The following is a 13,095-nucleotide window of genomic DNA, read 5'->3' as shown; positions in this document are numbered from 1 at the left end:
GAATGAATTGAGAAACCCTTCGATTTCAGGCCTCGCCGCTGTCGTCTGCGCAGCCGCGCTCGGCTTCGCGGCCAATGCGGTGGCGCAGGACGCCGCCGGCGGCGATTGGGTTACGCCCGAGCAGGTAGAGCGCGGTCAATCGACCTATCAGCAGAGATGTGCGACCTGCCATGGCACGGACATCGTGTCGATTTTCAAGAGCTTCCCTTCGGCGGGGCAGTTTTACGGGTTCATCTCGACCACCATGCCCGGCGATGCTCCGGGCAGCCTTACCGCGCAGCAATATGCCGACATCATCGCCTATCTCGCGACCGAAAACGGCATGCCGACCGGCACCGAGGAATTGCCGGCCGACGAAGAGGTGCTGGCTACGATCCGGCCTTCCGAATTCGCTCAATAGCAAAAGCCGGCCCGGCACTTCGTGTCGGGCCGCGTCTCATTGCGCGGGCTGGCTTCTTGCCCGCCAAAGCTCGGGCACGCAGACCGCGGCGAGGAGCAGGCCGGCGGGGCGGGTGTGAATCGTCCGCATGGACGAATCAGCGACATCGATGGGAGTTTTGGTGGGACTTTCGGTTCGGCACCGTGCCACACGGCGCCGATCTTTCCGTTTCGTTCCATCCCGGGCATATCCGGCGATAATGCCGAAAGCCCGGGACGGTAACGGAAATGATGGTCGGAGCGGCCGGATTTGAACCGACGACCCTTTGTCCCCCAGACAAATGCGCTACCAGGCTGCGCTACGCCCCGATTGGCCTCTCACCTATCCAATCGCGATGACGAGCGCAAGGGTTCTGTTCCTGAAAATTGACCGTTGAAGCGCGATCTGGAAGGAACGCCTGGCTATCTCCGTCGTTTATCGACAATTGAACCGGGGGATCGTTTTTCCATGCCTATCCTGTTGATCGTATTGCTCGCCATCCTTATCGGCACCGTGGGCTTCTGGGACGCGCTTGGCGCGCTGCTGGGAGCCGTGGCTTTGCTGGTGCTGTTCTGGATTCTGGTGGTGGTGACCGTGTTTATTGCCGCGGTCTGGATCATGAGGAAAGTCTTCTAAGGCAGGAAGCGCGCAGCGCCGCCGGACCGGTCGGGCGCGCCATAGGCGGCGCAAATGCCCCAGACGAGGCCCGTCACTAAAAACCAATGCCGCCAGTGATCGGTGTCGATGATTCCCGAGAGCAGAATCATGGGCACGAAGGTGGCAAAGACCGGAATGAGCAATGTCCGGTGCGGTGACGGCCGGAACAGCGTCTTGCCGCCGATCAGCAGCGTCCAGCCCACCAGCACGTAATAGGCCAGCGCACCGCCCCAGCCATAGGTGAGGAGCACATTGGTATAGGTGTTGTGCGGCTGTTCGCTGATGCGCAGATAGCCGAATTCGAGCGGGCCGATTCCCCAGGGATTGTTGAGCGCCAGATCGAGCGTGTACCAGATGCGGCCGAACCGCCCCGTTTCCCCTGTATCGTAGCTCTGGGTGAGCGTGAAGCGATGGGCGAAAAGCTCGGCGACGACCGGGATGGATAACAGCACCGCCATCGCCGCCGCCAGAACCATGATGCCGCCGATGGCAATCAGCAGCAGCCGGACCTTTTCACGGGCCGAGGCTTCGAGAAAAAAAGCCATGGCAAAGACCAGCAGCGAGGTCGCGGCCAGATGGCCCCACGCGCCACGCGAAAAGCTGACGAAAACGCCTATGAAGATCACGAGATAGGCCAGCCCGTTCCACAGCGCGGCCCGTCCGGTGCCCAAAAGCGTGCGTTGGAGGACGATCGCCGCTGGGAGCATCAGGAAGGGGCCATAGACATTGGGGTCGTTGAAGAATGCCTTGGCGCGCCCAAAGCGCAGGAAAAAATCTTCGCCGGGCAGTATTCCGATATAGGCTAGGGCCCCCACGAGCGCGGTGATGACTGCGATGGCGACATAGGCCTTGGCGATCAGCCGCATATGGGTGTGTGGGGATTGAGCGACGAAATTGGCGGCGAAATAGCTTGTGATGAGAAGGAAAATGGTGACGAGGTTGAAGATCAACCCATCGAGCACACCCTGATAGCGCATGAAAAACGGTGAAATGAGCGCAAATGGCGCGAAGGCGAGCGTGATGATCAGCACCGGCAGGGTATCGCGATGCAGCTTGAGTCCGCCCGCCAGCGCGACGGTGAACGCGATGATGAACATCACCTCATAGGGCGAAGGCTCGACGATCACGAAGCCGCCGGAAAATATCCACAGCGCGACGATGAAGCCGAGCGCCTTGCGGGCGGAACCGCCGACCCAGGCCTGACCGAGAAGGCGGCGGCCCGCCTCGTCGGCGCCCGGCAGCGCGACGGTCAAAACGCGTTCTCGTTTTTGGTGAGCAACGACACCGGGGTCATCGCCAGAATGTAGAGATCGAGCAGGATCGACCAGTTCTCGATGTAGTAGAGATCGTGATCGACGCGGGCCATCAGCTTTTCGACGGTGTCGGTTTCCCCGCGCCAGCCGTTGATCTGCGCCCAGCCGGTGATGCCCGGCTTGACCTTGTGGCGCGCGAAATAGCCGTCGACGGCGTCGTGATAGAGCCTGTTGGCCGCCTTGGCCTCAAGGGCATGGGGGCGGGGACCGACGATGGAAAGCTGGCCCTTGAGCACGTTGAAGAGCTGGGGCAATTCGTCGATGGAGGTCTTGCGGATGAAGCGCCCCACGGGCGTGACGCGCGGATCGTCGCGGGTGACCAGCTTGGCGGCCCTGGCATCACCCATGTCCGTGTACATCGAGCGGAACTTATAGACCTCGATCAACTCGTTGTTGAACCCGTGGCGCTTCTGCCGGAACAGGGCCGGTCCCTTGCTGGTCGTCCTGACGGCGATGGCCGTCGCCAGCATCACCGGCGAAAGCGCAATGATCGCCAGCAGCGCCACGGCCTTGTCGAAGATCCACTTGAACACGAGGTTCCAGTCGGAAATTGGCCGGTCGGCAATGTCAAAAACCGGCAGGTCGCCGACATAGGAATAGGTCTTGTCGGTGAAACGCAGCTTACTCATATGGGCGCTGAGCCGGATATCGACCGGCAGGACCCAGAGCTGCTTGAGCATTTCGAGCACGCGCGTTTCCGCCGAAAGCGGCATGGAAACGATGACCAGTTCGATCCGGGCGCGTCGGGCGAATTCGACGAGATCGGCAACCCGGCCCAGTTTCTTGAGGCCGGCGATTGCCCTAGGCGAGCGTTCGTCGTCGCGGTCGTCGAACAGCCCGATCAGTTCCACATCGCTGGCAGCCGCCTGCCTGATCGCAGCGACAAGCGTTTCCACCACCGGGCCACCGCCCACGATCACCGTGCGCCGCCGCAGACGACCCTTTGCCGACCAGTCGAGAACGACAGAACGCACCACTAAACGGTAGATGACCAGCAGCAGCGCGCCCGAGGCGAACCAGCTACCGAGCCATACGCGCGATACCAGATCGCCCGCCTTGAAGATGAACAGCCCCGCGACGACGAGAAGGAACACGCCCGTCCAGCCGACGAGAACCTGCAAAATCTGCTTTACGCCGGTGCGGTACGCGGCGATGCGATGCGTGCGGGCGATGTTGAAGGCGACATTGGCTGCAACGACGATGCCGAGCGAGAGCGGCAGGTAGATCGCGGCGTTCGTGCCTCCCAGATAGGCGAGGTAGATGCCCAGACCGAGCACGAGCAGCAGTCCGGTTTCGAACAATTGCGCAAAACCGGTGACGACCTTGTGCGAGATGCCCGGTTCGCTGGAGGCGTGCACCAGCGCTTCCGCATCCGGACCGAGCGCACCGGCGGCAGTGTCCGCGCCGGTGGAAATATGGCTGAGCACGGCTTGCTTGGCGTCGACCCGAAACAAGAGCATCCCCCCGCTGATGCTGCTGGAAATAGACGGCGCAATATGCGGGGGAGAAGTGAAGACTCGGTGAAAAACGATGAATCAGGTTGAGAGATCGCGGTAAAGGGCTTCGATGCGGTCCACCATATTCGAAAGCGAGAATTGGGCTTCTACGAATGTGCGGCGCAAATCGCTTTCCGATGCAATGCCTTCGGGGTCGGCCAGGAACGAGGCCATGGCTTGCCGCAGGGCATCGACATTGTCCGGCGTGATGAGCCGGTCGGCGGTCGGCCCGAAAATCTCGCCGATGCCGCCGACGTCGGTCGCGATGATCGGCTTGCCGGCGGCGGCGGCTTCCATGACGATATAGGGCAGGGACTCGGCACGCGAAGGCACCAACACGCAATGCCCACGGACAAACATTTCCCGCGCCGGTTGCACGCCCGCCAGCACCACCCGCTGCTCCAGACCCAATGATGCGATCTTTTCGCGCAATGCTCCCGCGTCCGGCCCATCGCCGGCCATGACGATGGTTGCGGGGCTTCCGTCGGCACGCCGCAGGGGCGCCAGCGCGTCAACGATCAGATCGATTCCCTTGAGCAGCCGCAACTCGCCGATGAATACGAAATCGGCGGCATTGGCGGCGGGGCGGACGGTTTCGAATTCGGAATCGGCCAGCCCGTTGTGAATGACCTCCTGCCTGCGGCCGGGTTTGGCCACATGCTGGACAAAAATCCGTTGCGCATAGGCGCTTTCGAAGATCAGCGCGTCGGTGGCACTGAGCAGGGCGCGCTCTATGGCCATGAAAATGCCCCCCGCCGGTGTGCGCGGATTGAAATGAAGCGCACCGCCGTGGGGGGTGTAAACGGTAGCCGGCCGGCGGCCGGCGAGACGCGCGACGCGGGCACCGAAACCTCCCTTGGCGCCGTGGCCGTGAAGGATATCGATATCGAGCGAACGGGCGAGCGACCTGATCTTGAGCGGGGTCGAAAAATCATGGACGCCCAACAGGCGTGGTATCGGAAAACGATGCACGCCCAGGGCGGCGGAGGCTTCCAGCGACACGAGCTTGGCATCGGACTGCGCGTCGCCCGCTCCGCTATCGGCAATGATCCCAACAAGATGGCCGCGTTCGCTGAGCGCCTTGGTCAGATCGGCGACGTGCCGGAACAGCCCACCCACCGGTGAGCGCATGACCTGCAATATCCGCAGCGGAGGCTGGGCCAAGGTCAGATCCAGCGTTCGGAGATGACGATGGTGTCGCCGGGCAGGATGGGGAAATCGAGCTCTACGGTGCCTTTGACCATATCATTGTCCTGGCGGCGGTAGATCGTGGCCGTGTCGCGGCTGGCCGTATCCGAGAAGCCGCCGGCGGCGCTGATCGCCGCGCGAACCGTCATGCCGTAAACATAGGGATATTGACCCGAGGACCCAACGGCGCCCTGAATGAAAAAGGGACGATATTCAGCCACTTCGACAGCGACATTGGGGTTGCGCATGAAACCGGCGGCGAGCGCCGATGCGACCCGCTGGGAGAGGACGGTGGTGGTAACGCCGCGCGCCGTCACGGCGCCGACCAGCGGCATGGCGATCGAGCCAGAATCGTCAACCCTGTAGGTATTGGTCAGGTTGGGGTCGCCATAAACGCTCACCCGCAGTACGTCGCCGCTATCGAGGAGATAGGGACCGGTCTGCTCGACGAGGTAGGTGGCGGGAGCGCTGCCATGGGCGCACGCTGCCAGCAGCAGCGGCAAGAAAATCAATGCAAAGCGCAGCCGACCCATGATTTGCCCCCAGCGATCCTGCACTAGCTGTCCCATGTCGTGGTTAATAACCCCTTATTACAGGAGTCCTTAACCGATTGATTACCATGGAGGGGCGATAAGCCGATCATACCCGGGGGACGACATATGAGCGATTCTGCACCCATCGCGGCGCAAGCGGAAGCGAGCATAGATGCAAGCCTGATCCTGCGCGCCCTTCTCGGTAAGCTGGTGCGGATTGGATTCGTTACCGTCCTGCTTCTGGCGCTGGCCTATATGGTGCTGATGTTTGTGCCCCGCCTCTACGAGTCGCGGGCCGAATTGCTGGTCGAGCCGCGCAGCACCGTCTTTACGAGCGCGGCGAGCAACCAGAACGCCGAATCCTATTTCATCGACGCGGCAGCCGTTTCCAGCCAGATCGAGCTGATCAAGTCCCGCGACACGATTCTCGCAACCATCGAGGCCATCGATCTGCGCGACGAGGCGGCCTTCGAGGGATGGAGCGACGGCGAGATAATCGGGGAGATCGGTGACAATCTGATCGTCACCCAGGAACGCTCGTCGCGGTTGATCTCGATTGCTTATCGTTCCACCGATCCCGAGCTTGCGGCGCGGATCGCCAATGGGATTGCCCGAACCCACGTCCAGCGGCGGGCCGGTCAACAGATCGCGGATACCGTATCGGCGACCACCTGGCTGGAAGAGGAAATCAATCGCCTGCGCGAAAATGTGGCCGGGGCCGAGCGGGCGATCGCCGATTTCCGTGTCGCCAATGATCTGTTTACGGGCTCCAACAACGAAAATCTCACCGATCAGCAGCTTTCCAACTTCGGCGCGCAGATCGCGGCGGCGGCGGAACGGCGCAGCGCCGCACAGTCGCGCGCGCAGCTGATCCGCAGCCTGCTCGAATCCGGCCAGTCCGTCGTGGGCGTTTCCGACGTGCAGACCTCGGTGATCGTGCAGCAACTGAGCCAGGAACTGGCGCGCCTGCAGGGGGAGCGCGCCCAGCAATCGGCGACGCTCTTGCCCAATCATCCGACGATCCGCGCACTGGATGCCCAGATCGCGGCGATCAACGAGCAGATTTCCAACGAGGGTCAGCGCGTAGCCCAGGCGCTCGAGGCGCAGGCGCAGATCGAGGCCGATCTGGAACAGTCGCTGCAGGCCGAGCTCGATCGCCTCAAGGTTACCGCCGGCTCCAACACCGTCGAGGGCGTGACGCTGGCCGAACTCGAGCGCGAAGCCGCCGCGCAACGTGATTTGCTCAACGCCTATCTTCTGCGGTTCACAGAAGCGACGGCGCGCTCGGATATCGGATCATCGCTGCCTGACGTCCGGTTCGTGAGCGAAGCGGCGCCCTCCAGCTCGCCCGCCTCGCCGCAGACCAGCCTGATCCTGATGGCGGTCGGTATCGCGTCCATCCTGCTGCAGGTCGGCGCCGTCATCTTCTCGGAATTGTTGTCGGGCCGCGCGCTGGTCGAACGCGGGCTGACGGCTGAACCGTTGCTCGGAAAAGAGGAGGGCGGTGCGCTCCTCGCCGCCAATTCCGACGCGCCGAACCAGCCCCCGGCCATCGCCGGCATCCGCGCACCCATAAGCGCGCTGGAATCGGAAATCGAGGCCCAGGCGGCGCGTGCGCTCGCCGGCCTCGACCGTCTTATCGTGGTCGCCTCCGACGAGGGTTGGAAGGAAAGCATGGATTTTGCCGAGCGGCTGACCGCCTCCATCGTGGGGAACGGGCAGAGCGTCGCCGAAATCGACGCCGCCAGCGGGCAGCAGGGGATCGAACCCGGTCTCACCGATCTCTGCGCGCAGGAAGCCGATTTCGGCGATGTGGTGCACCGTGGCATGGAAGAACGGTTTGCCTTCGTGCCCTGGGGGCAGGGCGAGCACCTTCGTCCGGCCACGGACCGCGTCCTGACCCTCATCGATGCGCTCTCCGACATTTACGAGGTGATCGTCGTCGTGACCGGGAAGGTCGGCATGGGCTCGAGCCTGCCGCTTTTCACCGGCGCGGGTGCCAAATGCGTGCTGCTCGCCAACGACGATTCGGCACTCGGCGACACGCGCAGCGAAGTCGCCTCCCTTGGGTTCGAGGATTTGCGCGTCATCGCCGCCGCCGGGCCGCGATCCGAAGTCGCCTGATGCCCCGCTACGGGCTCTATAGAGCGGCGTTCGAGGCTCTGGCCTTGCCGGGTGTCGCCCCGGCGTTGCGGCGCTTTTCCGGCGCGCGCGGCGTCATCTTCACCCTCCATCACGTGTTGCCCGAGCCGCCGGCCGCGTTCGCGCCCAATGGCATCCTGCAGGTCACGCCCGACTTTCTCGAAGCGGTGATCGTGCGGGCGCGGGAGACGGGGTTCGATATCGTCGATCTCGACGAGGCCGTGCGGCGGCTGGGCACCTCGGAGCACAAGCCATTCGTCGTGCTGACGTTCGATGACGGGTATCGCGACAATCTGGTTCACGCTCTGCCTGTGCTCAGAAAGCATCAGGCGCCGTTCACGCTCTATATCCCGACGGCCCTGATCGATGGCACGGGCATCGTCTGGTGGCAGGCGCTTGAAGACATAATCGCGGCCAATGAGGTGGTCGTCATCGATTTGCCCGAGGGGCCGCACTATGGCGATGCGGCGACGCTCGAGCAAAAGCGCGCGACCTTCGCCTATGTCTATGACCGCTACCGCAAGATGCCCGAACCTGAACGGGAAGCCTCGGTCAAAACTCTGGCCGATCGCTATGGCTTAGACCTCGCGCGGCACTGCCGGGACCTGATCATGGATTGGACCGAGCTCAAGACGTTTGCCGACGATCCGCTCTGCACGATCGGCGCCCATACAGTGCACCATTTTGAACTCTCCAAGCTGCCGCCCGACCAGATGCGGGCCGAGATCGAGCAATCGGCAAAGGTGCTGGCCGCCCAGTTCGGGAAAACGCCGCGCCATCTGTCCTATCCGATCGGCGGCGTTGCGGCAGCGGGGCCGCGTGAGTTCGAAACGGCGAAGGGATTGGGATTTACAACGGCGGTAACCACGCGGCCCGGCGGGCTCTATGCCGAGCACGCCGGCCATCTGGAAGCACTGCCGCGCATATCGCTCAACGGCCTGTTCCAGCAAAAACGCTTCATAGATGTTTTCCTGACCGCGGAGGTTTTTACCCTCATGCGGCGGGGCAGGCGTCTCGACGTTTCTTAATCGGGCTTGAGCATCCAGCGGATGACGACCATCGCGGGGAAGACCCACGCGAGCCCGAATAGAACGAAAAACGCCAGATGCACGAGATTGTGTGCGCCCACCAGCCAGAGCTCGTAAATCCACATTCCCAGCGCGGCCCACACGACCAGCGTAAGCAGGGTGAGGATCGTTCCGACGGCCTTGCGTTGGCGTTGTGTCATCCTGTCTCCGAACTGCGGCGAATGTGATCATTGCCATTTGGACGCCATCCCATTAGCAGTTCGGTCAAGATTGACAACTCCGGTACAGTTTCGTGTCTGCCATCGCCTCCTCCGGCTCAATATCGCTCGACTATGCTCGCCTCAAACCCGTACGCATCTGGCTCTACTGCCTTGCGGCCTTCGTGCTGTTGATGGTGCTGGTCGGTGGAGCGACCCGCCTGACCGAGTCGGGGCTTTCGATAACGAGCTGGAAGCCGATCTCCGGCATCATCCCGCCATTGTCCGATGCCGACTGGCAGGCCGAGTTCGAGGCTTATCAGCAGATTCCGCAGTATGAGGAAAACTTCGCCGGCTGGATGGGCGTGGCCGAATTCAAGCTCATCTTCTGGTGGGAATGGATTCACCGCTTCCTGGGGCGCATGCTCGGATTTGCTTTCGCCATTCCCTTCGTGATTTTCGTCGCCCAGCGCCGTATCCCGAAATCGATGATCTGGCCGCTGGCCGGCCTGTTCGTACTCGGCGGCTTTCAGGGTTTCCTCGGCTGGTGGATGGTCTCCTCCGGATTGTCCGACCTCACCTCGGTTTCTCAATATCGCCTTGCCACCCATCTGGGCGCCGCCTGCGTGTTGATGCTGGCGTTGGTCTGGGTGGCGCGCGGATTGGAGCCGCCGAGCGAGGGGACAAGACCAAGCCGCGGATGGCTGATCGCAAGCTGGGTGCTTTTCGGATTGCTTTTCATCCAGATCGTAGCCGGAGCGCTGGTTGCCGGGCTACACGCCGGGCTGATCTACAACACCTGGCCGTTGATCAATGGCATGTTCGTGCCCGATGGATTGTTCCCGCTCGAGCCGGCGTGGAAAAGCGCGTTCGAACATGTCCTCACCGTCCAGTTCAATCACCGCATGCTGGCCTATTTCATCACGTTCTACGCCCTGGCAATGTGGGTCGTGAGATACTTCCGCTCGGATTTCGAGGGTGTCCATGTGTGGATGTCGGTCATTGCACTGACGGTATTGCTGCAGGTTTTCCTGGGCATCGGCACGCTTTTGTCGGTGGTCGGTATTCCGATCGCGCTGGGGCACCAGGCGCTGGCCTTTATCCTCATCGGAATCGTCATGGCCTATCTTTCTGATATGCATAAGCTTTCTTCGCGGTAAAATAATACCGCAAGCGCAAGTGCTTGTTTATAAACGATAAATAGTTTGTGCTTGACGGCTGTTGTGGCCGCCTGTATGACGCGCTTCGAAATGGCCGTCCGCAAGGGCGGTCGAGAACCGGCCGCCGGATTTTCGGCGGCCTTTCTCGCAAGAGATATCCATAAGGAACCCAATAATGAAAACCTACTCGGCCAAGGCTGGCGAGATCGAGAAGAAGTGGGTTTTGATCGACGCGGAAGGTCTCGTCGTTGGCCGTCTGGCCACGATCATCGCGACCCGTCTGCGCGGCAAGCACCTGCCGACCTTCACCCCCAACCAGGACATGGGCGACAACGTCATCGTCATCAATGCCGACAAGGTGAAGTTCACCGGCAAGAAGCTCGATGACAAGCGCTTCTACTGGCACACCGGCTATCCCGGCGGCATCAAGGACCGCACGATGCGCGAAATGCTCGAGGGTCGTTTCCCCGAGCGCGTCGTCGAGAACGCCGTGCGCCGCATGATGCCGGGCGGCCCGCTGACCCGCGCCCAGCTCAAGAACCTGCGCGTCTATGCCGGTTCCGAGCATCCCCATGAAGCCCAGCAGCCCGAAGCCCTCGATGTTGCAGCGCTCAACACCAAGAATGTGAGGGTGAAGTAATCATGTCCGAGACCATTAATTCTCTCGAAGACCTCGGCACTGCGACGGATACGGCCGCCAATGACGCGCCGGTTTATACCCAGAAGCTCGACGCCTACGGCCGCGCCTATGCCACCGGCAAGCGCAAGGATGCCGTTGCCCGCGTCTGGGTGAAGCCCGGTTCGGGCAAGATCACCGTCAACGGCAAGGAATTCACCGCCTATTTCGCGCGTCCGGTTCTGCAGATGATCTTGCAGCAGCCCATCGTGACCGCCGAGCGTGTCGACCAGTACGACATCGTCGCCACCGTCGCCGGTGGTGGTCTGTCGGGCCAGGCCGGCGCCATCCGTCACGGCATTTCGCAGGCTCTGACCCATTATGAGCCCGAGCTGCGCGGCGCGCTCAAGAAGGGTGGTTTCCTCACCCGCGACAGCCGCGTGGTCGAACGCAAGAAGTACGGCCGGGCCAAGGCTCGCCGGTCCTTCCAGTTCTCCAAGCGCTAATCGCTTCAAACGATTTTTCGAGAAAGCCCGCTTCGGCGGGCTTTTTTATTTTCCGAGGGTAGTCTTTGAAAAAACGCTACCTACATTGGCTGCTCTAGCCGGAGGGCGATTCCATGAACATGCAGACGATAACGGCGCGACCGGCGGTTTCGATCTCGGGTCTCAACAAGACATACGATACCGGTTTTTCCGCGCTCAAGAATGTCGATCTCGAGATCAAGGCCGGCGAAATCTTCGCGCTGCTGGGACCGAACGGAGCGGGCAAGACGACGCTGATCGGCACGATCTGCGGACTGGTTCGTCCGACATCGGGGCAGATCCTCGTAGGCGGCCACGATGTCGTCACTGAATTCCGCAAAACGCGGGCGCTGATCGGGCTGGTGCCCCAGGAGCTGACCACCGACCGGTTCGAAACCGTCTGGGCGACGGTGAGCTTTACGCGCGGCCTGTTCGGCAAGCCGCGCAATGATGCGGTGGTCGAAAAAATCCTGCGCGATCTTTCGCTCTGGGACAAGCGTCACGACAAGCTGATCACGCTTTCGGGCGGGATGAAGCGCCGGGTGCTGATCGCCAAGGCGCTGAGCCACGAACCCAAGGTCCTGTTCCTCGACGAGCCGACAGCCGGCGTCGACGTCGAGCTGCGGCGCGACATGTGGAACGTGGTGCGGGACCTGCGCGAAAACGGCGTCACGATCATTCTCACCACCCACTATATCGAGGAAGCCGAGGAGATGGCCGACCGGATCGGGGTCATCTCGAACGGCGAGATCATTCTGGTCGAGGAAAAAGCCGCGCTCATGGCCAAGCTCGGCAAGAAGGATCTGACGATCCAGTTGCAGGAGCCGGTCGAAGTGCTGCCGGCGGCCTTGGCCGAAACGGGTCTTGCGCTTTCGGCCGATGGCGAGGAGCTGATCTACAGCTATGACAGCCAGGCCGACCGCACGGGCATCGCCAATCTGATCTCCGCCATCAATGCCGAAGGCATCCGCATCAAGGACCTTTCGACACGCCAATCCTCGCTCGAGGATATCTTTATCGGGCTTCTGAGGGACCGGACATGAACTACTACGCGATCAAGGCCATCTATACTTTCGAAATGGCGCGCTGGTGGCGCACGGTTACCCAGTCCATCGTCTCGCCGGTGCTCTCGACTTCGCTTTATTTCGTGGTCTTCGGCGCCGCGATCGGGTCGCGCATCGAGTCGGTCGAGGGCGTTTCCTACGCCGCGTTCATCGTTCCGGGACTGATCATGCTGTCCCTGTTGCAACAATCGCTATCCAACGCTTCGTTCGGCATCTACTTTCCCAAATTCGCCGGCACCGTTTACGAAATCCTCTCGGCGCCTATCTCGCATGTGGAAACCATCATTGCTTTTGTGGGGGCGGCGGCGACGAAATCGATCATTCTCGCGCTGATCATCCTCGCGACCGCGACGCTTTTCGTCGACATCACGATCCAGCATCCGGTGTGGATGGTAGTCTTCATGGTGCTCACGGCGGTGACCTTCTCGCTGATCGGGTTCATCATCGGCATCTGGGCGGATGGCTTTGAAAAGCTTCAGCTTATTCCACTTCTGATCGTCACCCCGCTCGCCTTTCTCGGCGGTACCTTCTATTCGATCACCATGCTGCCCGAGACTTGGCAGACCATCGCGCTGTTCAACCCGGTGGTCTATCTGGTGAGCGGTTTCCGCTGGAGCTTTTATGGGGTCGCCGACGTCGATATCGCGATCAGCCTGGCCATGACGCTGGTATTCATGGCCATAGCGCTCGGCATCATCACCTGGATCTTCAGGACGGGCTACAAGCTGCGGAGCTAGCGCAAAGGCGACGAGGCGAGAG

14 protein-coding genes and 1 tRNA gene are annotated in these 13,095 nt (G+C 61.7%); 9 read left to right on the top strand and 6 right to left on the bottom strand.

Features of this window, described 5'->3' with window-relative positions; translation table 11 throughout:
• Nucleotides 1-7: 7 nt before the first annotated feature.
• The gene (locus tag V4T21_RS07015) at nt 8-400 is read left to right on the top strand and encodes a c-type cytochrome (protein ID WP_332714819.1); all 393 of its coding nucleotides are present in this window, start codon (nt 8-10) and stop codon (nt 398-400) included.
• A gap of 270 nt (nt 401-670) precedes the next feature.
• Here V4T21_RS07015 and V4T21_RS07010 read toward each other — a convergent pair.
• Nucleotides 671-747, bottom strand: a tRNA-Pro gene (locus V4T21_RS07010).
• Nucleotides 748-811: 64 nt separating this feature from the next.
• On the opposite strand from V4T21_RS07010, the gene V4T21_RS07005 reads away from it, so the two are divergent.
• Complete coding sequence (locus V4T21_RS07005) at nt 812-1,054, top strand: hypothetical protein (protein ID WP_332714817.1); 243 nt, start codon at nt 812-814, stop codon at nt 1,052-1,054.
• Here V4T21_RS07005 and V4T21_RS07000 read toward each other — a convergent pair.
• From V4T21_RS07000 to V4T21_RS06985, 4 genes are all read right to left on the bottom strand, one after another.
• Nucleotides 1,051-2,328 carry an O-antigen ligase family protein gene (locus V4T21_RS07000; RefSeq protein ID WP_332714815.1) on the bottom strand — a complete coding sequence of 426 codons (1,278 nt, stop codon included), beginning with the start codon at nt 2,326-2,328 and terminating at the stop codon, nt 1,051-1,053. The genes V4T21_RS07005 and V4T21_RS07000 overlap by 4 nt on opposite strands.
• The gene (locus tag V4T21_RS06995; protein WP_332714813.1) at nt 2,325-3,848 is read right to left on the bottom strand and encodes an undecaprenyl-phosphate glucose phosphotransferase; all 1,524 of its coding nucleotides are present in this window, start codon (nt 3,846-3,848) and stop codon (nt 2,325-2,327) included. The genes V4T21_RS07000 and V4T21_RS06995 overlap by 4 nt, the downstream gene beginning before the upstream one ends.
• 75 nt (nt 3,849-3,923) lie before the next feature.
• The gene (locus tag V4T21_RS06990) at nt 3,924-5,048 is read right to left on the bottom strand and encodes a glycosyltransferase (RefSeq protein ID WP_332714811.1); all 1,125 of its coding nucleotides are present in this window, start codon (nt 5,046-5,048) and stop codon (nt 3,924-3,926) included.
• Nucleotides 5,049-5,050: 2 nt separating this feature from the next.
• Complete coding sequence (locus V4T21_RS06985; RefSeq protein WP_332714809.1) at nt 5,051-5,605, bottom strand: polysaccharide biosynthesis/export family protein; 555 nt, start codon at nt 5,603-5,605, stop codon at nt 5,051-5,053.
• A 126-nt stretch (nt 5,606-5,731) separates the two neighbouring features.
• On the opposite strand from V4T21_RS06985, the gene V4T21_RS06980 reads away from it, so the two are divergent.
• Both V4T21_RS06980 and V4T21_RS06975 read left to right on the top strand, forming a co-directional pair.
• Complete coding sequence (locus V4T21_RS06980) at nt 5,732-7,729, top strand: GumC family protein (protein ID WP_332714807.1); 1,998 nt, start codon at nt 5,732-5,734, stop codon at nt 7,727-7,729.
• A complete protein-coding gene (locus V4T21_RS06975; RefSeq protein ID WP_332714805.1) occupies nt 7,729-8,775 on the top strand; it encodes a polysaccharide deacetylase family protein in 1,047 nt (348 codons plus the stop codon). The genes V4T21_RS06980 and V4T21_RS06975 overlap by 1 nt, the downstream gene beginning before the upstream one ends.
• Here V4T21_RS06975 and V4T21_RS06970 read toward each other — a convergent pair.
• Entirely contained in the window at nt 8,772-8,975 is a 204-nt protein-coding gene (locus tag V4T21_RS06970; RefSeq protein ID WP_332714803.1) for a DUF2842 domain-containing protein, read from the bottom strand. The genes V4T21_RS06975 and V4T21_RS06970 overlap by 4 nt on opposite strands.
• A gap of 92 nt (nt 8,976-9,067) precedes the next feature.
• Between V4T21_RS06970 and V4T21_RS06965 the strand changes: the two genes are divergently transcribed.
• The 5 genes from V4T21_RS06965 to V4T21_RS06945 all read left to right on the top strand — a co-directional run bounded on the left by V4T21_RS06965 (nt 9,068) and on the right by V4T21_RS06945 (nt 13,073).
• The gene (locus V4T21_RS06965; RefSeq protein WP_332714800.1) at nt 9,068-10,132 is read left to right on the top strand and encodes a COX15/CtaA family protein; all 1,065 of its coding nucleotides are present in this window, start codon (nt 9,068-9,070) and stop codon (nt 10,130-10,132) included.
• A gap of 175 nt (nt 10,133-10,307) precedes the next feature.
• Nucleotides 10,308-10,772, top strand: a complete 465-nt coding sequence (gene rplM / locus V4T21_RS06960) for a 50S ribosomal protein L13 (protein ID WP_332714798.1) — start codon at nt 10,308-10,310, stop codon at nt 10,770-10,772.
• Between the two features lie 2 nt (nt 10,773-10,774).
• A complete protein-coding gene (gene rpsI / locus V4T21_RS06955; RefSeq protein ID WP_332714796.1) occupies nt 10,775-11,254 on the top strand; it encodes a 30S ribosomal protein S9 in 480 nt (159 codons plus the stop codon).
• A gap of 113 nt (nt 11,255-11,367) precedes the next feature.
• On the top strand, nt 11,368-12,315 hold the full coding sequence (locus V4T21_RS06950; RefSeq protein ID WP_332714794.1) for an ABC transporter ATP-binding protein: 948 nt from the start codon (nt 11,368-11,370) through the stop codon (nt 12,313-12,315).
• Nucleotides 12,312-13,073: an ABC transporter permease gene (locus tag V4T21_RS06945; RefSeq protein ID WP_332714792.1), complete on the top strand. Its 762-nt coding sequence runs from the start codon at nt 12,312-12,314 to the stop codon at nt 13,071-13,073. The genes V4T21_RS06950 and V4T21_RS06945 overlap by 4 nt, the downstream gene beginning before the upstream one ends.
• Nucleotides 13,074-13,095: the final 22 nt, after the last annotated feature.

The sequence above is a fragment of the Pelagibacterium mangrovi genome, assembly GCF_036662815.1.
GTDB classification, from domain to species: Bacteria; Pseudomonadota; Alphaproteobacteria; order Rhizobiales; family Devosiaceae; genus Pelagibacterium; species Pelagibacterium mangrovi.
This window is presented reverse-complemented; position numbering and strand designations above follow the sequence as displayed.